This is a genomic window from Pseudomonas sp. TH39(2020), assembly GCF_016650715.1.
GTDB lineage: Bacteria > Pseudomonadota > Gammaproteobacteria > Pseudomonadales > Pseudomonadaceae > Aquipseudomonas > Aquipseudomonas mandelii_C.
Map to the genome: position 1 here is coordinate 1,609,823 of NZ_JAEKFF010000006.1, position 20,220 is coordinate 1,630,042.

Annotated in this window: 18 protein-coding genes and 2 pseudogenes; 13 read left to right on the forward strand and 7 right to left on the reverse strand. The window is 59.9% G+C overall.

Annotated features, from left to right (window positions below; translation table 11 throughout):
- Window positions 1-203 precede the first annotated feature (203 nt).
- Complete coding sequence (locus JFU47_RS15145) at window positions 204-2,006, forward strand: acyl-CoA dehydrogenase (protein ID WP_201183919.1); 1,803 nt, start codon at window positions 204-206, stop codon at window positions 2,004-2,006.
- 119 nt (window positions 2,007-2,125) lie between these two features.
- On the opposite strand, the gene JFU47_RS33620 is transcribed toward JFU47_RS15145, so the two are convergent.
- The 4 genes and pseudogenes from JFU47_RS33620 to JFU47_RS15160 all read right to left on the reverse strand — a co-directional run bounded on the left by JFU47_RS33620 (window position 2,126) and on the right by JFU47_RS15160 (window position 4,693).
- Window positions 2,126-2,971: a methyl-accepting chemotaxis protein gene (locus JFU47_RS33620; RefSeq protein ID WP_409212698.1), complete on the reverse strand. Its 846-nt coding sequence runs from the start codon at window positions 2,969-2,971 to the stop codon at window positions 2,126-2,128.
- A gap of 21 nt (window positions 2,972-2,992) precedes the next feature.
- Window positions 2,993-4,063, reverse strand: a pseudogene (locus JFU47_RS33625) (HAMP domain-containing protein); the annotation flags it as partial.
- A 100-nt stretch (window positions 4,064-4,163) separates the two neighbouring features.
- Complete coding sequence (locus tag JFU47_RS15155) at window positions 4,164-4,466, reverse strand: cell division protein ZapA (protein ID WP_008149648.1); 303 nt, start codon at window positions 4,464-4,466, stop codon at window positions 4,164-4,166.
- The gene (locus tag JFU47_RS15160) at window positions 4,463-4,693 is read right to left on the reverse strand and encodes a hypothetical protein (protein WP_123366906.1); all 231 of its coding nucleotides are present in this window, start codon (window positions 4,691-4,693) and stop codon (window positions 4,463-4,465) included. The genes JFU47_RS15155 and JFU47_RS15160 overlap by 4 nt, the downstream gene beginning before the upstream one ends.
- 290 nt (window positions 4,694-4,983) lie before the next feature.
- Here JFU47_RS15160 and JFU47_RS33630 point away from each other — a divergent pair.
- The 5 genes and pseudogenes from JFU47_RS33630 to selO all read left to right on the forward strand — a co-directional run.
- Window positions 4,984-5,739: pseudogene (locus JFU47_RS33630) on the forward strand (MCP four helix bundle domain-containing protein); the annotation flags it as partial.
- Window positions 5,731-6,594, forward strand: coding sequence for a methyl-accepting chemotaxis protein (locus JFU47_RS33635; protein WP_371922129.1), 864 nt, complete (start codon window positions 5,731-5,733; stop codon window positions 6,592-6,594). The pseudogene JFU47_RS33630 and the gene JFU47_RS33635, both read left to right, overlap by 9 nt.
- 239 nt (window positions 6,595-6,833) lie before the next feature.
- Window positions 6,834-8,576, forward strand: coding sequence for a potassium/proton antiporter (locus JFU47_RS15170; protein ID WP_201183928.1), 1,743 nt, complete (start codon window positions 6,834-6,836; stop codon window positions 8,574-8,576).
- A gap of 34 nt (window positions 8,577-8,610) precedes the next feature.
- Window positions 8,611-11,961, forward strand: a complete 3,351-nt coding sequence (gene mscK, locus JFU47_RS15175) for a mechanosensitive channel MscK (RefSeq protein ID WP_140680724.1) — start codon at window positions 8,611-8,613, stop codon at window positions 11,959-11,961.
- Window positions 11,962-12,009: 48 nt separating this feature from the next.
- Entirely contained in the window at window positions 12,010-13,473 is a 1,464-nt protein-coding gene (selO, locus tag JFU47_RS15180) for a protein adenylyltransferase SelO (protein WP_201183932.1), read from the forward strand.
- A 6-nt stretch (window positions 13,474-13,479) separates the two neighbouring features.
- On the opposite strand, the gene JFU47_RS15185 is transcribed toward selO, so the two are convergent.
- Window positions 13,480-13,881 (reverse strand): helix-turn-helix domain-containing protein, encoded by a 402-nt coding sequence (locus tag JFU47_RS15185; RefSeq protein WP_140680720.1) that lies wholly within the window; start codon window positions 13,879-13,881, stop codon window positions 13,480-13,482.
- Entirely contained in the window at window positions 13,878-14,174 is a 297-nt protein-coding gene (locus JFU47_RS15190) for a type II toxin-antitoxin system HigB family toxin (protein WP_140680718.1), read from the reverse strand. Before JFU47_RS15190 ends, JFU47_RS15185 begins: the two co-directional genes overlap by 4 nt.
- 196 nt (window positions 14,175-14,370) lie before the next feature.
- Here JFU47_RS15190 and trxC point away from each other — a divergent pair, with 196 nt between their 5' ends.
- Window positions 14,371-14,805: a thioredoxin TrxC gene (trxC, locus tag JFU47_RS15195; protein ID WP_046045645.1), complete on the forward strand. Its 435-nt coding sequence runs from the start codon at window positions 14,371-14,373 to the stop codon at window positions 14,803-14,805.
- 10 nt (window positions 14,806-14,815) lie between these two features.
- Here the strand turns inward: trxC and JFU47_RS15200 are convergent, their stop codons facing one another.
- Window positions 14,816-15,586, reverse strand: coding sequence for a ParA family protein (locus JFU47_RS15200; protein ID WP_201183934.1), 771 nt, complete (start codon window positions 15,584-15,586; stop codon window positions 14,816-14,818).
- A gap of 354 nt (window positions 15,587-15,940) precedes the next feature.
- Between JFU47_RS15200 and JFU47_RS15205 the strand changes: the two genes are divergently transcribed.
- Genes JFU47_RS15205 through JFU47_RS15230 form a run of 6 tightly spaced genes read left to right on the forward strand, consistent with a single transcriptional unit; the run spans window position 15,941 to window position 20,177 of the window.
- Window positions 15,941-16,666: a beta-ketoacyl synthase chain length factor gene (locus tag JFU47_RS15205; protein WP_140680712.1), complete on the forward strand. Its 726-nt coding sequence runs from the start codon at window positions 15,941-15,943 to the stop codon at window positions 16,664-16,666.
- Entirely contained in the window at window positions 16,642-17,451 is an 810-nt protein-coding gene (locus JFU47_RS15210; protein WP_201183937.1) for a lysophospholipid acyltransferase family protein, read from the forward strand. The genes JFU47_RS15205 and JFU47_RS15210 overlap by 25 nt, the downstream gene beginning before the upstream one ends.
- Window positions 17,432-17,692 (forward strand): phosphopantetheine-binding protein, encoded by a 261-nt coding sequence (locus JFU47_RS15215; RefSeq protein ID WP_008149626.1) that lies wholly within the window; start codon window positions 17,432-17,434, stop codon window positions 17,690-17,692. Before JFU47_RS15210 ends, JFU47_RS15215 begins: the two co-directional genes overlap by 20 nt.
- 9 nt (window positions 17,693-17,701) lie before the next feature.
- Window positions 17,702-17,956, forward strand: coding sequence for an acyl carrier protein (locus tag JFU47_RS15220; protein WP_028622164.1), 255 nt, complete (start codon window positions 17,702-17,704; stop codon window positions 17,954-17,956).
- Window positions 17,953-18,498: a COG4648 family protein gene (locus JFU47_RS15225; protein WP_201183939.1), complete on the forward strand. Its 546-nt coding sequence runs from the start codon at window positions 17,953-17,955 to the stop codon at window positions 18,496-18,498. The genes JFU47_RS15220 and JFU47_RS15225 overlap by 4 nt, the downstream gene beginning before the upstream one ends.
- Window positions 18,495-20,177, forward strand: coding sequence for an acyl-CoA synthetase family protein (locus JFU47_RS15230; protein ID WP_201183942.1), 1,683 nt, complete (start codon window positions 18,495-18,497; stop codon window positions 20,175-20,177). The genes JFU47_RS15225 and JFU47_RS15230 overlap by 4 nt, the downstream gene beginning before the upstream one ends.
- Window positions 20,178-20,220 lie beyond the last annotated feature (43 nt).

Below are 20,220 nucleotides of genomic sequence, written 5' to 3' on the forward strand. Positions count from 1 at the left end.
GCGAGCCTGCTCGCGAAAGCGGCCTATCAGTCAACATCAATGTTGAATGTGACGGCCTCTTCGCGAGCAGGCTCGCTCCCACAGTTGTTTTGTGGCACCAGCTAAGTCGCCGCGCGGCTCCACCATCACGCTCATCAATCATCCTGTTCACCCCGCCCTTCCCACACCTAGACTCGGCCCATCCCCAAAACAGGTAGGCCGCCATGTCCGAGACGTTGCTCAGTTCCCGCAATCTGGCTTTCGAGCTGTATGAAGTCCTCGATGCCGAGGGCCTGACCCAGCGTGAGCGTTTCGCCGAGCACAACCGCGAGACCTTCGACGCCGCCATCGGCACCGCCCGCAACATCGCCGAGAAGTTCTTCGCCCCGCACAATCGCAAGGGTGACGAGAATGAGCCGCGCTATGAGGACGGTCAGGCAATTCTGATTCCGGAAGTGAAACCGGCGGTGGATGCCTTCCTTGAAGCCGGTTTCCTCAACGCCGCGCGCAGTTTCGATGCGGGTGGCATGCAACTTCCTACGCTGCTGTCCCAAGCCTGCTTCGCTCACTTTCAATCGGCCAACGCGGCGTCGACCTCTTATCCGTTCCTGACCATGGGCGCGGCGAACCTGATCGAAAGTTTCGGCACCGAGGAGCAGAAACAGCGCTTCCTGCAACCGATGATCGACGGTCGTTTCTTCGGCACCATGGCGCTGACCGAACCGCATGCCGGCTCGTCGCTGTCGGATATTCGTACTCGCGCAGAGCCTGCTTCTGACGGCACGTATCGACTCAAGGGCAACAAGATATTTATTTCTGGAGGTGATCACCCGCTGTCGGAAAACATCGTGCATATGGTGCTGGCCAAGCTGCCGGATGCACCGGCGGGAGTGAAAGGGATTTCGCTGTTCATTGTGCCCAAGTTTCTGGTCAACGATGACGGCAGCCTCGGCAAGCGCAACGACGTGTTGCTGGCCGGGCTGTTCCACAAGATGGGCTGGCGCGGCACCACCTCCACTGCGCTGAATTTTGGCGATAACGGTGAGTGTGTCGGCTATCTGGTGGGCAAGCCGCACCACGGCCTGAGCTACATGTTCCAGATGATGAACGAGGCGCGGATCGGCGTCGGCATGGGTGCAGTGATGCTCGGTTACGCCGGGTATTTGTATTCCCTGGAATACGCCCGCGAGCGTCCGCAAGGTCGCGTGCCAGACAGCAAAGACCCGAACACCGCGCCGGTAGCGATCATTCAGCACGCCGACGTCAAACGCATGTTGCTGACTCAGAAAGCGTACGTCGAAGGCTCGTTCGACCTTGGGTTGTACGCGGCGCGACTGTTTGACGACACCACGACGCTTGAGACTGAAGCCGAGCGCAAGCAGGCCCATGAGCTGCTGGATTTGCTCACGCCAATCGTCAAATCCTGGCCGTCGGAGTTTTGCCTGAAGGCCAACGAACTGGCGATCCAGATTCTCGGCGGCCACGGCTACACCCGCGAATACCCGGTGGAGCAGTATTACCGCGACAACCGCCTGAACCCGATCCACGAAGGGACTCACGGCATTCAATCGCTGGACTTGCTGGGCCGCAAACTGGCGCAGAACGGTGGTGCGGGGCTCAAGCAATTGATCCGTCTGATCGCCGATACCGCCGAGCGCGCTCAAGCGTATGAATCGTTAACCGCACTGCGTGAGCCGCTGGAGAAACTGGTGGCGCGGCTGCAAACGGTGACTATTGGTTTGCTGACGGATTTGGGGCAAGGCAAGGTTAATAGCAGCCTGGCGAACTCGGCGCTGTATTTGAAAGTGTTCGGGCACACGGTGATTGGCTGGCGCTGGTTGGAGCAGGCGATTCGCGCTGAGGAAGGGCTTACCAAAGGGAATGTGGCGGATGTGAGCTTCTATAAAGGCAAGCTGCAGGCGGCGCGGTATTTCCTGACGTGGGAAGTGCCGGGTTGTCACCATGAACTGGCGATTCTTGAGGCGCGGGATGATGTGTGCCTTGGGATGCAGGATGAGTGGTTCTGACACCCTTTCACTGATCGTTCCCACGCTCCGCGTGGGAATGCCTCAGGGGACGCTCCGCGTTCCAATGGGACGCGGAGCGTCCCGGGCTGCATTCCCACGCGGAGCGTGGGAACGATCAGTTAGGTAAGTTTGAAGCTACCCATCTGCCGCGCCAAATCATCGGCCAACCGCTGTAACGTCTGACAGTCTTCACGGCACGCTCTGACCTCTCCCGCGGTGGCACGGGCCAGATCAGAAATCCCCTGCACGTTCCGGTTGATCTCTTCCGTCACCGCCGACTGCTCTTCCGTCGCCGCCGCCACCTGATGGTTCATGTCGCTGATGCGCTCCACCTGGCCGGTAATCGCCGTCAACGACGCCCCGGTGCGTTGGCTCGACTCGACGCCCGTGCCCGTTGCCGCTTGCCCGGAATGCATCGACGACACCGCGTTCTCCGCGCCTTGCTTGAGGCTGCCAATCATCTGCTGAATCTCATCAGTCGACGATTGCGTGCGCCGCGCCAACGTCCGCACTTCATCCGCCACGACCGCAAACCCACGGCCCATGTCCCCGGCCCGCGCCGCTTCGATGGCCGCGTTGAGCGCCAGCAAATTGGTCTGCTCGGAAATCCCGCGAATCACTGCCAGCACCTGATCGATGGACGCCACCTGATGGGCCAACTCGCCCACCGCACTGGCAGCGAGGCCAATCTCGTCGGACATGCTTTCAATATGCCGGATCGACCCGCCCACCACTTCCCGCGCCTGCATCGCCTCATCCCGGGCAGTTTGCGAAGCCACCGCTGCATTGCCGGCGTTCTGGGCGATTTCCTGCACAGTCAGGCCCATTTCGTGAACGGCGGTGGCGACCATGTCGGTCATTTCCTGTTGCCGGCCGGAACGCTCTGCGGTGTTGTCCACCACCCGCGCCACCTGGCCGACTGCCGTGCGTAAACGCTCGCTGGTGGTCAGCACTTCGCCGATCATGTCGCGCTGGCTTTCCAGGAACCGATTGAAGCCGCGAGCCAGGTCACCCAGTTCATCGGCGCGACTGGAATCTAACCTGTGGGTCAAATCTCCACCACCGCTACCGATGGCTACCAGCGCCGCTGTTACCTGACGGATCGGCCGCACCAATCCACGGGCCAACAACACCACCAGCATCAGGCAAACCAGCGCCACCGCCAGGCCGATGCCGCTGCTCATCCACATCGCGCGGCGGGCTTCGGCGTAGATCTGCGACTGTGGCACTTCAGCCACCAGGGTCCAGCCCAAGTCCCGCAACGGCAGGCTCAACGCCAGGAAATCTTCGCCATCGCGATCGAAGCTGCTGTGGGTGGCAGCTTGTTGGCCCATGACGGCTTGCGCTGCCGGGGCGCCAATCTGTTCGGCCAAGGAGCGTTTGCCACTGAACTGCGCCTCGGGGTGAACCTGGATCAAACCGTCGGAACGCACGAGATAGACCTTGCCGCGTTCACCGAAGTTGAAGTTGTGGATCAGCTCCGACAGCTCTTTCATGCTCAGGCCGAGCCCGGCAACGCCCACGACTTTGCCGGCCTGCTCGACCTTGAGGTCGATGAACAGCGCCAACTCTCCGGTCGCGGTGTCATTGTCGATATTGAGGGTGCGCGGCTGATTGCTGTCGAGAAACGAATAGAACCAGGCGTCTTTGGGGTTGGAACGGCTGAGGGTCCGGTCCAGGCCTTTTTCCGTGAAGTAGTGGTTGGAAGCAGTGCCGACGATAAGCGCGGTAAAGGCTTTGTGCTCGGCGCGGATGCCTTCCAGATAGGTGACGAAGGTGTTGGTCTGGGCACTGTTTTCGCCCCCGGCCAGCCAGTCGCGCACCATGCTATTGCTGGCGATGTCCCTGGCGGCGGTGAGGGGCTGAACGAGGATTCGCTCGATGTCGTTGCGCATCGCTTCGATGCTCGACGGTAGCGCTTGTTCGACCAGATAGCGCTCGGCGAGACGGTTGACCACGAGGGTATAAATGCCAACCACGATCAGAATACTGACCAGCAGGGCGGTGCCCATGCTCAGGATCAACTGCCATTGAATACTGCGTCGCCAGAACTGCATGGAGCACCCCCAAAGAATAAGAGGCTGAAACACTGCAACAGCCGTGCCGATTGTATACAACGCAATCGACAATTTATTCTTTGGTTGTGCGCAAAGCCGATCAGGCCTGATTGATCGTCTTGGAGATCACTTCAACCGTGGCGCTGACTTGCTCTTGGTAACGGTCGAGTTCCTGTTTGTGCTGCTTCTGCATTTCGATCTGCTGGGAGCACAGATTCATTGCCGCCAGCACCAGCAAGCGGTCACCGATCAGCGTCGGGTACTTCCTTTTGGTGTCGGCCAGCGCAGCCTTCAGCATTAACGCGGCGTCCAGCAGGGTTTGCTCTTCCCCGGCCGGCGCCTTGATCGAATAGTCCTCCCCCAGGATCGAGACGACTTTTACCCCTGCGGCGCCGTGATTCATGCGCTGACTGGGCCGGCGCTAACGCGCTCAACCAGGGCCTGAATGCGTGCAGCGGTGGCACCTTGTTTCTCTTCCTGTTCCATCAGGTTCAGCTGCAGGCTTTCGTTTTCATCCTTGGCCTGGGCCAGTTCTGCGCTCAGGGTTTGGTTAGTGCCGAGCAGGGTCTGGTTCTGTTGCACCAGGTCGCTGACCAGCTGTTCCAATTGGCTTAGGGATGCTTCCAACATTTTGATTTTCCAAGCATTTTCAAGGGGCGCGTACGATAAAGAAAAGTCACCACGGATGCCAGGGTTATTGGGGCGCAAGACCTTGATTTTCCTGGCGGGCGACCTTCCTCGCGAACTTTAAAGACTGTGAATGGCGAATCTGGTTCCTGCACTTCGTCGCCGGAGCGGTTGTGCGACAAAAACGCGCAGGGCCTCAAGACTTTAGTCGTATGACCGATAAGTCACCCATACGTCAGTCTCAGCGCCGCACGGATGCGCTCTTTTCGGTAAACACCATGTCCCTTCGTAATATGAATATCGCACCGCGAGCGTTCCTCGGTTTTGCCCTGATTGGCGGCCTGATGCTGATTCTGGGTGTGTTTGCCTTGAACCAGATGAGCAAGATTCGCGCGGCCGGTGAAGACATCACCTTGAGCAGCGTGCCGAGCATCAAAAGCCTCGACGAGTTCACGCAACTCACCCTGCGCCTGCGGGTGTTGTCCTACCGTTTGCTGGTGAACCGCGAGCCGGACGTCCAGCAAAAGACCATGGATCTGCTGGAAACCCGCAATCAGCAGATTCGAGCCGCTCAGGCGACTTACGAAAAACTGATCACCAGCCCTCAGGAACGTTCGGCCTACGACCAGTACGTGCAGTTGCTCGGCCAGTACCGTCAGATCGAAGACCGGATGAAGACCCTGTCGCGCAACAATCAGGTCGATGAATTGCGCACCCTGCTCAACACCGATCTGCTGACCAACTCCGAAGCGGTGAACACCGTGTTGAACCGTTTGCTGGAGATCAACACTCAGCAGACCCTCGACACCAATCAGCAAGCCGAAGACCAGTACTCCTCGGCCTTCAACCTGGTGGTCACCCTGCTGGTGATCGCGACCGGCCTGACCCTGCTTTTCGCCTGGTTGCTGACCAACAGCATCACCAAGCCGATCGCCAACGCCCTGAGCGCTGCCGAAGAAATTGCAGAAGGCAACCTGACCCGCCCGATCACCGTAGATGGTCAGGACGAAGCCGGCCGCTTGCTGCTGGCCATGTCGAAGATGCAGGACAAGCTGCGCGACACCCTGCAACGGATTTCCGGTTCCGCCACGCAACTGGCGTCCGCCGCTGAAGAGCTCAACAGTGTCACCGACGAAAGCGCCCGTGGCCTGACCCAGCAGAACAACGAAATCGAACAAGCCGCCACCGCGGTCAACGAAATGACCAGCGCCGTGGAAGAAGTCGCGCGCAATGCCGTCAGCACGTCCGAAGCCTCGAAAAATGCCACCACCTCCGCCGGTGATGGCCGTGACCTGGTGCAGGAAACCGTCAGCGCCATCGAACGCATGAGCGCCGATGTGCAGAGCACCGCGACACTGATTGGCGACCTGGCCAACGAGTCCCGTGACATCGGTAAAGTGCTGGACGTGATTCGCGGCCTGGCTGACCAGACCAACTTGCTGGCATTGAACGCAGCCATCGAAGCGGCCCGTGCCGGTGAGGCCGGTCGTGGTTTTGCCGTGGTGGCGGACGAGGTTCGTGCCCTGGCCCATCGCACCCAGCAGTCGACCAGCGAAATCGAACGCATGATCGGCAGCATCCAGAGCGGTACCGAGCACGCGGTGGATTCGATGCGCAACAGTACCGAGCGTGCTGAATCGACCTTGAACATCGCCCGTGGTGCAGGCATGTCGCTGGACACTATTAATAGCGCCATCGTCGAAATCAACGAACGCAACCTGGTGATCGCCAGCGCTGCCGAAGAGCAGGCGCAGGTGGCCCGCGAAGTGGACCGCAATCTGGTGAATATTCGTGATCTGTCGGTGCAGTCGGCGACCGGGGCTAACCAGACCAGTGCTGCGAGCAATGAGTTGTCGCGGTTGGCGCTGGACCTGAACAACATGGTTGGGCGGTTTAGCCTGTAACGGCATGCATCGGCGTCGGCGGGTCTGACGCCTTCGCGAGCAGGCTCGCTCCCACAGTAGATTTGTGTCGGACACAAATTATGTGAACAGCACGGTCCACTGTGGGAGCGAGCCTGCTCGCGAAGGTCCGAAGGACCAAAAGCTTTTTGACAGCATCACATTTCAACAGGTTAGAATCGCTGGCACGCAGACTGCATGGTCAGTTTGCGCCCGCCTTTCAGCTTTCTGGAGTACTGCCTTTGAATGCGACGACCATCAACAGCCTGTTCTTGATCGGCGCGTTGCTGGTAGGTGCAAGCATTCTGGTGAGCTCACTTTCATCGCGCCTTGGTATCCCGATTCTGGTGATCATCCTCGCGGTGGGCATGTCGGCCGGCGTCGATGGCGCCGGCATTATTTTCGATAACTACCCAACGGCTTATCTGGTCGGCAACCTCGCCCTGGCAGTCATCCTGCTCGACGGCGGCTTGCGCACCCGGGTTTCCAGCTTCCGCGTGGCGTTATGGCCGGCGCTGTCGCTGGCGACGGTCGGGGTGTTGATCACCACCGGGCTGACCGGCATGGCCGCCGCGTGGCTGTTCAATCTGAACCTGATTCAGGGCCTGCTGATCGGCGCTATCGTCGGCTCCACCGATGCCGCGGCGGTGTTCTCGCTGCTCGGCGGCAAAGGCCTGAACGAACGGGTCACCGCCAGCCTCGAGATCGAGTCCGGCAGCAACGACCCGATGGCGGTGTTCCTCACCGTGACCCTGATCGACATGCTCGCCAGCGGCCAGACCGGTCTGCATTGGAGCCTGCTCGGGCACTTGATGCGTGAGTTCGGTATCGGTGCTGTCATCGGCCTGGGCGGCGGCTGGCTCATGCTGCAACTGGTCAACCGTATCCACTTGGCCACCGGCCTGTATCCGATTCTGGTTATTGCTGGCGGATTGGTCGTGTTTGCCCTGACCAACGCCTTGCACGGCAGCGGCTTTTTGGCGGTTTACCTGTGCGGCCTGGTCATCGGCAACCGCCCGGTGCGCAGCCGCCACGGCATTTTGCACATGCTCGATGGCATGGCCTGGCTGGCGCAAATCGGCATGTTCCTGGTGCTGGGGCTGCTGGTGACGCCCCACGACTTGTTGCCGATTGCCCTGCCCGCTCTGGGCCTGGCGCTGTGGATGATTCTGTTTGCGCGGCCGTTGTCGGTGATCGTCGGCCTGCTGCCCTTCAAGGCGTTCCATGGGCGCGAGAAGGCGTTCATTTCCTGGGTCGGGCTACGCGGCGCGGTCCCGATCATTCTGGCGGTGTTCCCGTTGATGGCCGGCCTGCCCAACGCCCAGCTCTATTTCAACCTCGCCTTCTTTATCGTGTTGGTGTCGCTGCTGGTGCAGGGCACGAGCCTGCCGTGGGTGGCGAAGCTTTTGAAAGTGACCGTTCCGCCGGAGCCGGCGCCAATCTCCCGCGCAGCCCTGGAAGTCCACGTCACCAGTGAGTGGGAGCTGTTCGTTTATCGCCTCGGTGCCGAGAAATGGTGCATCGGCTCGCCCCTTCGCGAACTGAAAATGCCCGAAGGCACCCGCATTGCAGCCCTGTTTCGTGGCCAGCAATTGCTCCACCCGTCGGGTAGTACGGTGCTCGAAGTCGACGATTTGCTGTGCGTAATCGGCCATGAACACAACCTTCCAGCCCTCGGAAAACTCTTCAGTCAGGCACCGCAACGGGGCCTCGATTTGCGCTTCTTCGGTGACTTCGTACTCGAAGGAGACGCCCAGCTGGCTGCGGTTGCGGCGCTTTACGGGTTGAAAGTGGAAGGCATCGATCCGGACATGTCGCTCGGCCATTTCATTGCCCATAAAGTGGGCGGCGCACCCGTCGTCGGTGACCAGGTGGAGTGGAACAACACCATTTGGACCGTCGCGGTCATGGAAGGGAACAAGATCGGTAAAGTGGGCGTCAGATTCCCCGAAGGAAGTCGCCCCGGTCCGGGACTCTTCCTCTAAACTCCACACTTCGTCTCGTTTTCGATCGGTCTCTATGTCAACCCTGCGCACCTTTTTCATCATGGCCCTGCTGGGCTTGAGTCTTTCTGTCGGTACATTGCAAGCGGCCGAACCGCCGTCCAGCGAAGCCGTGCAGGCGAACCTGGACAAGATCGCCGAACGCAAACTGCCGGAAGCCGATCAGAAAGCCCTGCAGAGCATCCTGCAAAGCACGCTGACACAGCTCAACAACAAGCGTGATTACGAGCAGAAACTGGCCGATCTCAAGCAGCAACTGGCCAACGCCCCAAAGCAGAACATCGAGAACCAGCGAGAACTGGCCAAGCTCAAAGCCTCCAAAGTGCTGCCAGTACCGCAGCGCTATGCCAAAGAGCCTATTCAGCAACTGGAGCAGATGCTCACCGAGCGCTCCACCCAGCAAAGCGATCTGCAGAAAGCCCTGGCTGACGCCAACAGTCTGGTGATTACTGCCCAGACCCGCCCCGAGCGCGCACAGGCCGAAATTTCCACCAGCCAGACACGCATCCAGCAGATCAACAACATCCTCAAGGTCGGCAAAGACGCCGGCAAGACCTTGACCCCTGAGCAACGCGACCTGCTCAACGCCGAACTCGCGGCACTGAACGCCCTGATCCCGTTGCGTCGCCAGGAACTGGCCGGCAACAATCAACTGCAGGACTTGGGCAACAGCCAGCATGACTTGCTCTCGGAAAAATCCGATCGCCTGGATCAGGAAATCCAGGAGCTGCAAAACCTGATCAACCAGAAGCGCCTGGCCCAGTCCCAGGAGACGGTGACGCAGCAATCCATCGAAGCGCAAAAGTCCGGCGGCAGCACCTTGCTGGCTACCGAAAGCGCGGCCAACCTGAAACTCTCGGACTATCTGCTCAAAAGCACCGACCGCCTCAACGAAGTCACCCAGCAGAACCTGCAGACCAAGCAGCAACTGGACAACGTGACCCAGAGCGATTCGGCGCTGGACGAGCAGATCAACGTGCTCAAGGGCAGCCTGTTGCTCTCCAAGATTCTCTACAAACAGAAACAGTCCCTGCCACGCCTCAGGCTCGACCGTGACCTGGCCGACCAGATCGCCGACATTCGCCTCTATCAATTCGAAGTCAGCCAGCAACGGGAACTGCTCAGCAACCCGGCGACCTACGTCGACAACCTGCTGTCGACTCAGCCTCCCGAGCAAGTCACCCCGCAACTGCGCAAGAGCCTGCTGGAACTGGCCACGACCCGCGCCGACCTGCTGGAGCGGCTGAACCGCGAACTCAGCGCGGTGCTCAACGAATCCATCACGCTGCAACTCAATCAGAAGCAACTGCTTAGCACCGCACAAAGCCTGCGGGCGACCCTCGATGAGCAGATGTTCTGGATTCCCAGCAACAAACCGCTGGACCCGGAGTGGATGCGCGCTGTGCCGGAGCGCCTGGAACGTCAGGTCACCACGCTGCCGTGGGCTTCCAGCCTGAGCGAATTAAGTGACGGCCTGACCCAACGGCCGCTGCTGTTCCTGCCCCTGGCGCTGTTGATCGGTGCCCTGCTGTGGCGGCGTAAAAGCCTGTATGCCCGACTGAGCAAGGTTCACCAGGACATCGGCCACTTTAAACGCGACAGCCAGTGGCACACGCCGCAGGCAATCCTGATCAACATTCTGCTGGCGATGCCGGTCTCCCTGGGCCTGGCCTTGTGTGGCCTGGCCTTGCAAATCGACGCCCGCGGACAGAACGCGAACATGGGCGCGGCGCTGCTGCAAATGGCCCAGGCCTGGTTAGTGTTCTACACCGCTTACCGGATCCTCGCGCCGGGCGGCGTGGCCGAACTGCATTTCCGCTGGGAAAAACCTCAGGTCGAATTCCTGCAGGGCTGGGTCCGTCGACTCGGGCTGGTGGTCATGGCGTTGGTCGCGGTGGTGGCAGTCGCCGAGCTGCAACCCGCGACCCTGGCCGATGACGTACTCGGCATGCCGGTGGTGCTGACCTGCTATGCGTTGATGGCCTGGCTGCTCAGCCGCCTGCTGATCAGCAGCCCGACTCACCAGAACGCTTCGCTGTTCCGCAAGTCCGTGGGGATCCTGTTCACCGTCCTGCCTGTCGCGTTGTTCGTGGCGGTGTGCTTTGGCTACTACTACACCGCGCTGAAGCTCAGTGACCGGTTGATCAACACCCTTTACCTGCTGATGTTCTGGCTGGTGATCGAGGCCACCTTCGTGCGCGGCCTCAGCGTTGCGGCACGCCGTCTGGCCTACCAGCGCGCCCTGGCCAAACGCCAGGCTGCGAAAGAGGCCGGTGACGGTGAAGCGGTGATCGAAGAGCCAACCCTGGATATCGAGAAGGTCAACGAACAGTCCCTGCGCCTGATCCGCCTGGCACTGCTTGGCGGTTTCATCGCGGCGCTGTACTGGGTCTGGTCGGACCTGATCTCTGTGTTCTCGTACCTGGATAACGTCACCCTCTACGAATACACCAGCGGCACCGGCGCCAACATGAGCATGGTGCCGATCAGCATTGGCGACATGCTCGGCGCGCTGATCATCATCGGCATCACCTTCGCCCTTGCGCGCAACTTGCCGGGGTTGCTGGAAGTGTTGGTGCTGTCGAAGCTGAACCTGGCTCAGGGCAGTGCCTATGCCACCACCACGTTGCTGTCTTACGTGATCGCTGGCGTCGGTTTCGTCTCAACGCTATCGACACTCGGCGTGAGCTGGGACAAGTTGCAATGGCTGGTGGCGGCGCTGTCGGTGGGTCTTGGCTTCGGGATGCAGGAAATCTTCGCGAACTTCATCTCCGGGATCATGATCCTGTTCGAACGTCCGGTGCGGATTGGCGACACCATCACCATTGGTAACCTGTCCGGTACGGTGAGCAAGATCCGCATCCGCGCCACGACCATCACCGATTTCGACCGCAAGGACATCATTGTCCCGAACAAGACGTTCATTACAGGACAACTGATCAACTGGTCCCTGACCGACACCATCACCCGAGTGACCCTCAAGCTCGGTGTCGATTACGGCTCGGACCTGGACCTGGTCAAGGAGTTGCTGCTCAAGGCCGCGCGCGATAACCCGCGAGTGCTGAAAGACCCGGAACCCCACGTGTACTTCCTGAACTTCGGCGAAAGCACCCTCGACCACGAGTTGCGGATGCATGTACGTGACCTCGGTGACCGAAACCCGGTGCTCGACGAGGTCAACCGCTTCATCAATCGCGAATTCAAGAAACAGCACATCAACATCTCGTTCCGGCAGATGGAGGTTTACCTCAAGAATCTTCAGGGCCAGGAATACAAAATGGTGCCCATCGAGCCGGAAACCAAGACCATCGTTCCCATGGCCGATGGCAAACCTGTGCAAGAGCCGCCGGCCGCCAAGCTCGACTAAGCGGCTTATCCCTAGCAGAATGCTCGGACATTCTGCTGGAGATGGCCCTTGAAAGCCCTCGACGAACTGACCTTCGATAATCGTTTCGCCCGCTTGGGCGATACGTTTTCCACCCACGTGCTGCCCGAGCCGATCGACAACCCGCGCCTGGTGGTGGCCAGCCCTGCCGCCATGGCGCTGCTCGATCTCGACCCTACCGAGGCCGAAACCCCGGAGTTCGCCGAACTGTTCAGCGGCCATAAGCTCTGGGCTGACGCAGTCCCGAGGGCGATGGTCTATTCAGGTCATCAGTTCGGTTCCTACAACCCACAGTTGGGCGATGGTCGCGGTCTGTTGCTGGGCGAGGTCTACAACGAGGCCGGCGAGCATTGGGACCTGCACCTCAAGGGTGCCGGCCAGACGCCCTTTTCGCGCATGGGTGATGGGCGGGCGGTGCTGCGGTCCTCGATCCGCGAATTTCTTGCCTCCGAAGCGCTGTATGCCCTGAACATCCCGACCACCCGCGCGCTATGCGTGATCGGCTCCGACACGCCGGTGTGGCGCGAGAAGCAGGAACGCGCAGCCATGGTCCTGCGCATGGCGCCGAGCCATGTGCGTTTCGGGCATTTCGAATATTTCTACTACACCAAACGTCCCGAGAAGCAGAAAGAACTCGGCGACCACGTGTTGGCCATGCATTTCCCGGAATGCCTGGAACAGCCGGAACCGTACCTGGCGATGTTCCGCGAAATCGTTGAGCGCAACGCCGAGCTGATCGCCAAATGGCAGGCTTATGGCTTCTGCCACGGCGTGATGAACACCGACAACATGTCGATCCTCGGCATTACCTTCGACTACGGCCCGTTCGCCTTCCTCGACGACTTCGACGCCCACTTCATCTGCAACCACTCCGATGACCAGGGCCGTTACTCCTTCAGCAACCAGGTGCCGATCGGCCAGTGGAACCTCAGCGCCCTCGCCCAGGCCCTGACGCCGTTCATCAGTGTCGAAGCCCTGCGTGAAACCCTCGGCCTGTACTTCCCGTTGTACCAGGCCCATTACCTGGACCTGATGCGCCGCCGCCTCGGCTTCACCACGGCCGAAGACGATGACCAGAAACTGCTGGAGCACCTGCTGCAACTGATGCAGAACAGTGGCGTCGACTACAGCCTGTTCTTCCGCCGTTTGGGGGAAGAATCACCGGAACTGGCCGTCGCCCGCTTGCGCGATGACTTTGTCGACATCAAAGGCTTCGATGCCTGGGGCGAGCTCTACATCGCCCGGGTGACGCGTGAAGGCGAGGCGGATCAGGAACAACGTCGCAAACGGATGCACGCCGTCAATCCGCTCTACATCTTGCGTAACTACCTGGCGCAGAAAGCCATCGATGCGGCGGAAGGTGGCGACTATTCAGAGGTTCGGCGGTTGCATGCGGTGCTGAGCAATCCCTTCAACGAACAAGCGGGGATGGATAGCTATGCCGAGCGTCCGCCGGAGTGGGGCAAGCATTTGGAGATCAGTTGCTCTTCCTGAACCCGATCAGATAAAGGTTTCCACCGACACTCCGAAGCGCTCGGCCAACCAGCGGATCTGCCGCAGGTTGAGCTGACGCTTGCCGCTCAAGATCTCGGATACCACCGATTGGGTGCCGACCCCAGGCAGGTCACTCTGAGTCAGGCCGTGTTCGCGCATCAAGTAGCCGAGAACGTCGACGCCGCTGGGCTTCGGCATTGGGTGATGCTTGTGATCCCATTCCTCAATCCAATCACCAATGATGTCCACCAGACTCATCAGGGGGTGCGATTCATCTTCGCCCACTAATTCCAGCAATTCGTCGAGGGACAGGACTAAGTTGTCGTAGTCGTCTTCACTCTTTGGTTTGCGCAGCAGTGGCGAGACAAACTCCCAGTGCTCGACCGCATTTTTAATCAAAACACTCATCCCTTCTCCTCCTTCCATTTTCCCCGGTCATACTCGCGATGATCCAGAACATGCTTGATGTACAGCTTCTGCGACCGGTATCGGACAAAAGCAATCAAGCGCAGCTTGTTTCCCCCGATATCGAATATGTGAAATTCCCCTACCTTGTCGGCCGCAGGAAACATCGCTTTCATTGCCGCAAAGTCCCCTGGATTGTTGCGTTTGACGAGTCGATACCATTGATCGAGCGCATTCGCTGTCTGAGGCCATTTTTCCTTGGCTTCCCAGATTCGTTTTTCAATGAACACATGCATGCAATCTCCTTATCGCATTTTGCTATGGATGAGTTAACCACAGACGGCGAATATCGCAAGATGCGATATTCGTGAGCAGACCAATGGTCCAACCGGCGCCCTCTCAGCCTAGATATACCGTGTCCTTCTGCACGATTGAAAATATGAGCAAACGTCTCCACATAGAGATGATCGGCTTCTTTACAGGACCATCCGCATGACTGACCCACTCCTCATCCCCTGCCCCCACTGCAACGGCCTCAACCGCATCCCAGCCGAGCGCCTCAACGACCATCCGAAATGTGGTCGCTGCAAAGCCGAAGTTCTGCTGAACAAACCCTTCGAACTGAAGCAAAGCGATTACGCCAGCCAGATCAAAGGTGATCTGCCGTTGCTGGTGGACGTTTGGGCGGATTGGTGCGGGCCGTGCAAGTCGTTTGCGCCGGTGTTCGAGCAGGCGGCGGTGCAATTGGCGGGCAAGTGCCGACTGGCCAAGCTGGACAGTGAGGCGAACCAACAGCTGTCGGCGCAGCTGGGGATCCGTTCGATCCCGAGTCTGATTCTGTTCAAGAACGGTCGGGAAGTGGCGCGTCAGAGCGGCGCCTTCCCGTTACCGCAGTTGATGAGTTGGTTGCGCAGTCAGGGCATCTGACCCTGAGTAGTCAGGCGTTTTCCAGCAGGTTGTGCAGCTCCACAAACTGCTGGGTCAGCTTATGACGCGGATCGAGGTGGATCAGCGGCGTGTTGGCCTGGTGGGATTCACGCATGCGCACCGAGCTGCCCAGGTACACCGGTAATACCGGCAGGCCTTCGGCGATCAGTTCGTCGAGGATTTGTTGAGGAAGACTGGCGCGAGCCTGGAACTGGTTAACGACAATCCCTTCGACTTCCAGCCCTTCGTTGTGGTCGTCCTTCAATTCTTCTATTTCCGCCAACAGGCCGTACAGCGCCTGACGCGAGAAGCTGTCGCAATCGAAGGGAATCAGCACACGATCAGCGGCAATCAATGCAGATACCGCGTAGAAATTCAGCGCTGGCGGGGTATCCAGGTAGATCCGGTCGTAATCGCCGTCCAGTTCCTCGAGCAATTTGCGCAGCTTGTTGATCTTGTGTTTGGCCTCAAGCTTGGGCTGCAAGTCAGCCAGCTCGGCAGTGGCCGTGATGACGTGGAGGTTGTCGAACGGGGTTTCGTAGATATCGACCTGGTTTTTCTTGGAGAACGGTCCGGCAGACAGGGTCTGTTTGAAAAAATCGGCGATTCCCATCGGAATGTCACCACCGGTGAGCCCCGTCAGGTACTGAGTGGAGTTGGCCTGGGCATCGAGATCCACCAAGAGGGTGCGATAGCCCTCGCTGGCGCTGACCGCCGCCAGATTGCAGGCAATGCTGGATTTGCCTACGCCACCTTTCTGATTGAACACCACGCGCCGCATGTCAAAACCCCCGGGTCTCAAAGAATGACCGAGTGTAGTAGTCCACAGCGTCGCTTAGCTACCTCGCTGGCATAGGGACTACACAGTCAGGTGCAATCTCACGCTAAAAAAACCGTGAACTCGTGCACTGCTTGCTGACTGAGCCGGCAGATCGGCCGGCCGAAATGTGGATAATGGCCAAACGACAGCCACGCACGAACCAACCGGTACATTTCATTGAGCAAAATGTAACCATCATTTGCTACACGCCCGCAGCAACGGGATAATGCGCGCCACTCGGCGCGAAGCGCCACGTAAGGTAGTTCGCGTTTTTTGCGACTCACCGCGTCAAGGAAGCCCGCAGGGGCGGGATGAATGTCTGTGATCAATTTCAACATCGCCCAATGGCGCGCGTGGGCCCCTGGGCTCGAAAGCGTGGACGATTGGCAAGCCTGGAGCCGACAACCGGTCGTGCTTGCGAGCAGCGATGCTGCACCCGACGTCTCGTTTCTGCCGGCCATGCAGCGCCGGCGACTCAGTCGTCTGGCGCGGATGGCGTTCAGTGTCGGCTGGCCCTTGGCCGATGGCCGCCAGGATCTACCGTTGGTCTTTATTTCTCGCCACGGCGAAACCCCGCGCACCTTCGATATCCTCAGCGATCTGGCTACCGATCAGCCGCTGTCGCCGACTCAATTCAGCCTGTCCGTGCACAACGCGATCATCGGCCTGTGGTCGATCATGCGCGGCGAAACCAGCGAAATGACGGCCCTCGCTGCAGCCGGCGATGGCCTTGAGCACGGCATGCTAGAGGCCGCGGCTTTGCTTTCCGAGGGTGCTCCCGCGGTACTGCTGATCGTCACCGAAGAGCAACCGCCCGAAGCCTACTCGACCTGGATCGACGACGTGCCATTCCCTTACGCGGTCGGCCTGCTGATCACCCCCGGAAACGACTGGCAGTTGTCCCTGAACAGCGCCGCGGATGCGTTGTCCAAAGCCCACTGGCCCCATGCCCTGAACCTATTGAGTACCCTGCTCGGCCAGCAGACAACCTGCCAACATGCCTGGAAAAATCGTGTATGGACCTGGCAACGCAACCTGTAACCGAAAAAAACCGCGACGCCTATTACTGGCGCCTGCTGGCTACCGCCGCAAGCTTCACCCTGTTCGGGTTGGGCGGGCTGTGTCTGCGATTGGTGGTTTTCCCGCTACTGAACTGCCTGCCCGGCGATGCCCGGACACACCGGCGGCGAGCGCGGCACACCGTCGCCCGCCTGTTCTGGTTTTTTGTGCGATTCATGGCTCGCACCGGCGTGCTGACTTACGACATCCAGGGCGCCGAAAAACTCGGTCGGCCGGGGCAAATGATTGTCGCCAATCACCCCTCGTTGATTGATGTGGTGTTCCTGATCGGCCTGGTGCGCCACGCCAACTGCGTGGTCAAGAAAAGCCTCTGGGAGAACCCTTTTACCCGCGGCCCGCTGCGCTGCATCGAATACATCAGCAACGACGGCAGCATGGACATGCTCGATGCCGCTGCCGACGCGCTGAAAAGCGGCCAGACCCTGATCATCTTTCCTGAAGGCACCCGCACTCAGCCCGGTCAGGCGCCAGCCTTTCATCGGGGTGCTGCGGCAATCGCACTGCGCGGTGCGAAAATCCTCACCCCGGTGATCATCAAGGTCAGCCCGACCACATTGACCAAGGCCGAGCCCTGGTATCGGATCCCCAAACGCCGTGTGCACTTCAGTTTCCGTGTCGGGGCCGATATAGATCCACAAGCCTTCGCCTCGCTGGGCCCTGCTCCTCAGGCCTCGCGCAAGCTCAATGACTATTTGCATCATTACTATATTAAGGAGCTCGCCGAAGATGAGCGATCTACACCGTGAAATCAAAGAACTGATCATCGACGCCCTGGGCCTTGAAGACATCAGCGCACAAGACATCGGCGACGACCAGACACTGTTCGGCGAAGGCCTGGGCCTGGATTCGGTAGACGCTCTGGAACTCGGCCTGGCCATCCAGAAAAAGTACGGCATCAAAATCGACGCCGACGCCAAAGACACCCGCAATCACTTCAGCAACGTGGCGAGCCTTGCGGCGTTCGTCACTGCAAAACAGGCAGCTTGAGACCGGACCATGCAAACTCGTGACGACATCTTCAACACCCTGCGCGATGCTCTGGTCGAACTCTTCGAGCTGGAGCCCGAGCGCGTAAGCCTCGAATCCAACCTGTATCAGGACCTGGAAATCGACAGCATTGACGCGGTCGACCTGATCGACCACATCAAACGCCAGACTGGCAAGAAAATCGCTGCCGAAGAGTTCAAATCGGTGCGCACCGTCAGCGACGTGGTCGAGGCGGTCTACCGTCTGGTTCAGCCGGCCGCATGAGCCGACTGATCGGCCTCGGCCTGCTGCTGGCGGGCCTGCTGTACCCCTTCGCGGTGTATTTCGGCATGGAGCACTTTGCCCCGTGGCAGTTCGGTCTGCTGCTGGGCAGCCTGTGGCTGGCCCGGGCGCTGTTCGGTGCACGCAAGCCTGGCAGTCTGTGGATGGCGATCACCGCGATTGCTTTTTGCCTGTTACTGGCGTTGTTCGACAGCCCGCTGCTGTTGCGCTGGTACCCGGTGCTGATCAGCGCGTTCATGCTCGGGCTGTTTGGCCTGAGCCTGAAATACGGCCCGCCGATCATCGAACGCTTGGCGCGTTTGCGCGAACCGTACCTGCCGGCCAAGGCGATTGTTTATACCCGCCAGGTGACGATCGTCTGGTGCGTGTTTTTCTTCTGCAACGGTTTGCTCGCCGCCGCCCTGACCCTCTGGGCGCCGCTAAGTTGGTGGATGTTGTACACCGGCCTGATTTCCTACGGATTGATGGGCCTGCTGTTTGCCATTGAATGGCTTATACGACAACGGGTACGAGGCCACCCATGAATTGGATAAAACTTGAGCACCTGTTGCTCAAGGCGCAACCGGAACGTGCCGTAACGGCCGAACCGGCACTGAATCACGCACAGCTGTGCGAACAGGCGTTATGCCTCGCCGCGGGCCTGCAAGCCCAGGGTGTGCGGCACATTGCCGTGCACCTTGAGGACGCCGCTGACCTGGCGATTGCCCTGCTCGGTGCCTGGCGCGCCGGGGTCAGCGTGCTGCTGCCCGCAGACCTGCAACCCCAGACTCGCCAGCGCTGGTCGACCGAAGTCGATCTGTGGCTGACCGATCAGGCCGATGACGCGCACCTGAGCGATTACCGGCATCCGCCGTTGATGGCGGCCGTGCTGGATCTGGATCGCTGTTCGCTGAGCCTGTGCACGTCCGGCTCCAGTGGCGAGCCCAAGCGCATCGACAAAACCCTGCGCCAACTGGCCAATGAAGTCGAAGCGCTGGAGCAGCTCTGGGGTACCGATCTTGGCGAGGCCTGCATCATCGGCAGTGTCGCTACCCAGCATATTTACGGATTGTTGTTTCGAGTGCTGTGGCCGCTGTGCGCCGGGCGCTCGTTTGTGCGCAAGCAGCTGGCATTCCCTGAAGACCTGCAGCGCGCCAGCCGAGAACACCCGGCGTTTGCCTGGGTCGCCAGCCCGGCGCTGCTCAAGCGCATGGGCGACAACCTCGACTGGCCTGCTTTAAGTGCGGTTCGCCGGGTTTTTTCCTCCGGCGGAGCCCTGCCGGCCGAGGCCGCACAAAGCCTTCAGCAACGCCTGCAGCAATGGCCGACAGAAATCCTCGGTAGCTCGGAAACCGGCGGCATCGCCTGGCGTCAGGGCCTCGCGCTCTGGCAGCCCTTTGCTGATATCGAGCTGAGCCAGGACAGCGACGGCGCCTTGCTCATTGCTTCGCCGTACTTGCCGCCCGGGCATATCGAACACACCGCGGATGCCGCGCGAATCGCTGCCGATGGCCGATTCGAACTGCTCGGACGGCTGGACCGGATCGTCAAACTGGAAGAAAAACGTATCTCGCTACCGATGCTGGAACAGGCCCTAATGGCCCACGACTGGGTCGCCGAAGCGCGTCTTGGCGTGGTTCAGGAAAACCGCGCTTCGTTGGGTGCGCTGCTGGTGCTGACCGAATCAGGCCTGCATGCCTTGCGCAATCAGGGTCGACGCACCCTCACACAAGAACTGCGTCAGCATCTGAGCCAGCATTGCGAAGCCCTGGCCTTGCCACGACGCTGGCGCCTGCTGCGGCAACTGCCGCTGAACGCTCAAGGCAAACTGCCCCAGGCCAACGTCGAAGCCCTGTTGCTGGCGCCGCGTCCAAAAGCGCCGCAAGTGCTGGAGCAGGTCGAAGTCGATGGCGAGTGGAGCCTGCAACTGGCGGTACCACCCGACCTCGCCTATTTCAGCGGCCACTTCCCCCAGGCGCCGGTATTGCCCGGTGTGGTGCAAGTCGAGTGGGCGCTCACCCTGGGTCAGCAATTGATGGACCTGCCGGCAAAATTCGCCGGTATGGAAGTGCTGAAATTCCAGCAACTGGTACGCCCTGGCGATGAAGTCCAACTGCACCTGCGCTTCGATCCGACGCGCAGCAAGTTGTATTTCACCTATCGCAACGAGACCGCAACCTGCTCCAGCGGGCGGATCTTGCTGGAGGCAGCAAGTGATGCATAACCTTGGTGAGTGCTGCGCACTCAATCGCGAGCAGGCTCGCTCC

What these genes read in the sequence shown, in the direction of transcription:
- JFU47_RS15185 (WP_140680720.1), bottom strand. Translation starts at nt 13,881, where the DNA reads ATGAGTGTTTTGATTAAAAATGCGGTCGAGCACTGGGAGTTTGTCTCG.
- JFU47_RS15205 (WP_140680712.1), top strand. Translation starts at nt 15,941, where the DNA reads ATGTCTGTGATCAATTTCAACATCGCCCAATGGCGCGCGTGGGCCCCT.
- JFU47_RS15210 (WP_201183937.1), top strand. Translation starts at nt 16,642, where the DNA reads ATGGACCTGGCAACGCAACCTGTAACCGAAAAAAACCGCGACGCCTAT.
- JFU47_RS33620 (WP_409212698.1), bottom strand. Translation starts at nt 2,971, where the DNA reads ATGATCGGCGAAGTGCTGACCACCAGCGAGCGTTTACGCACGGCAGTC.
- JFU47_RS15215 (WP_008149626.1), top strand. Translation starts at nt 17,432, where the DNA reads ATGAGCGATCTACACCGTGAAATCAAAGAACTGATCATCGACGCCCTG.
- JFU47_RS15225 (WP_201183939.1), top strand. Translation starts at nt 17,953, where the DNA reads ATGAGCCGACTGATCGGCCTCGGCCTGCTGCTGGCGGGCCTGCTGTAC.
- JFU47_RS15190 (WP_140680718.1), bottom strand. Translation starts at nt 14,174, where the DNA reads ATGCATGTGTTCATTGAAAAACGAATCTGGGAAGCCAAGGAAAAATGG.
- JFU47_RS33635 (WP_371922129.1), top strand. Translation starts at nt 5,731, where the DNA reads ATGCAGGACAAGCTGCGCGACACCCTGCAACGGATTTCCGGTTCCGCC.
- JFU47_RS15220 (WP_028622164.1), top strand. Translation starts at nt 17,702, where the DNA reads ATGCAAACTCGTGACGACATCTTCAACACCCTGCGCGATGCTCTGGTC.
- mscK (WP_140680724.1), top strand. Translation starts at nt 8,611, where the DNA reads ATGTCAACCCTGCGCACCTTTTTCATCATGGCCCTGCTGGGCTTGAGT.
- JFU47_RS15230 (WP_201183942.1), top strand. Translation starts at nt 18,495, where the DNA reads ATGAATTGGATAAAACTTGAGCACCTGTTGCTCAAGGCGCAACCGGAA.
- JFU47_RS15160 (WP_123366906.1), bottom strand. Translation starts at nt 4,693, where the DNA reads ATGTTGGAAGCATCCCTAAGCCAATTGGAACAGCTGGTCAGCGACCTG.
- JFU47_RS15200 (WP_201183934.1), bottom strand. Translation starts at nt 15,586, where the DNA reads ATGCGGCGCGTGGTGTTCAATCAGAAAGGTGGCGTAGGCAAATCCAGC.
- trxC (WP_046045645.1), top strand. Translation starts at nt 14,371, where the DNA reads ATGACTGACCCACTCCTCATCCCCTGCCCCCACTGCAACGGCCTCAAC.
- JFU47_RS15155 (WP_008149648.1), bottom strand. Translation starts at nt 4,466, where the DNA reads ATGAATCACGGCGCCGCAGGGGTAAAAGTCGTCTCGATCCTGGGGGAG.
- JFU47_RS15145 (WP_201183919.1), top strand. Translation starts at nt 204, where the DNA reads ATGTCCGAGACGTTGCTCAGTTCCCGCAATCTGGCTTTCGAGCTGTAT.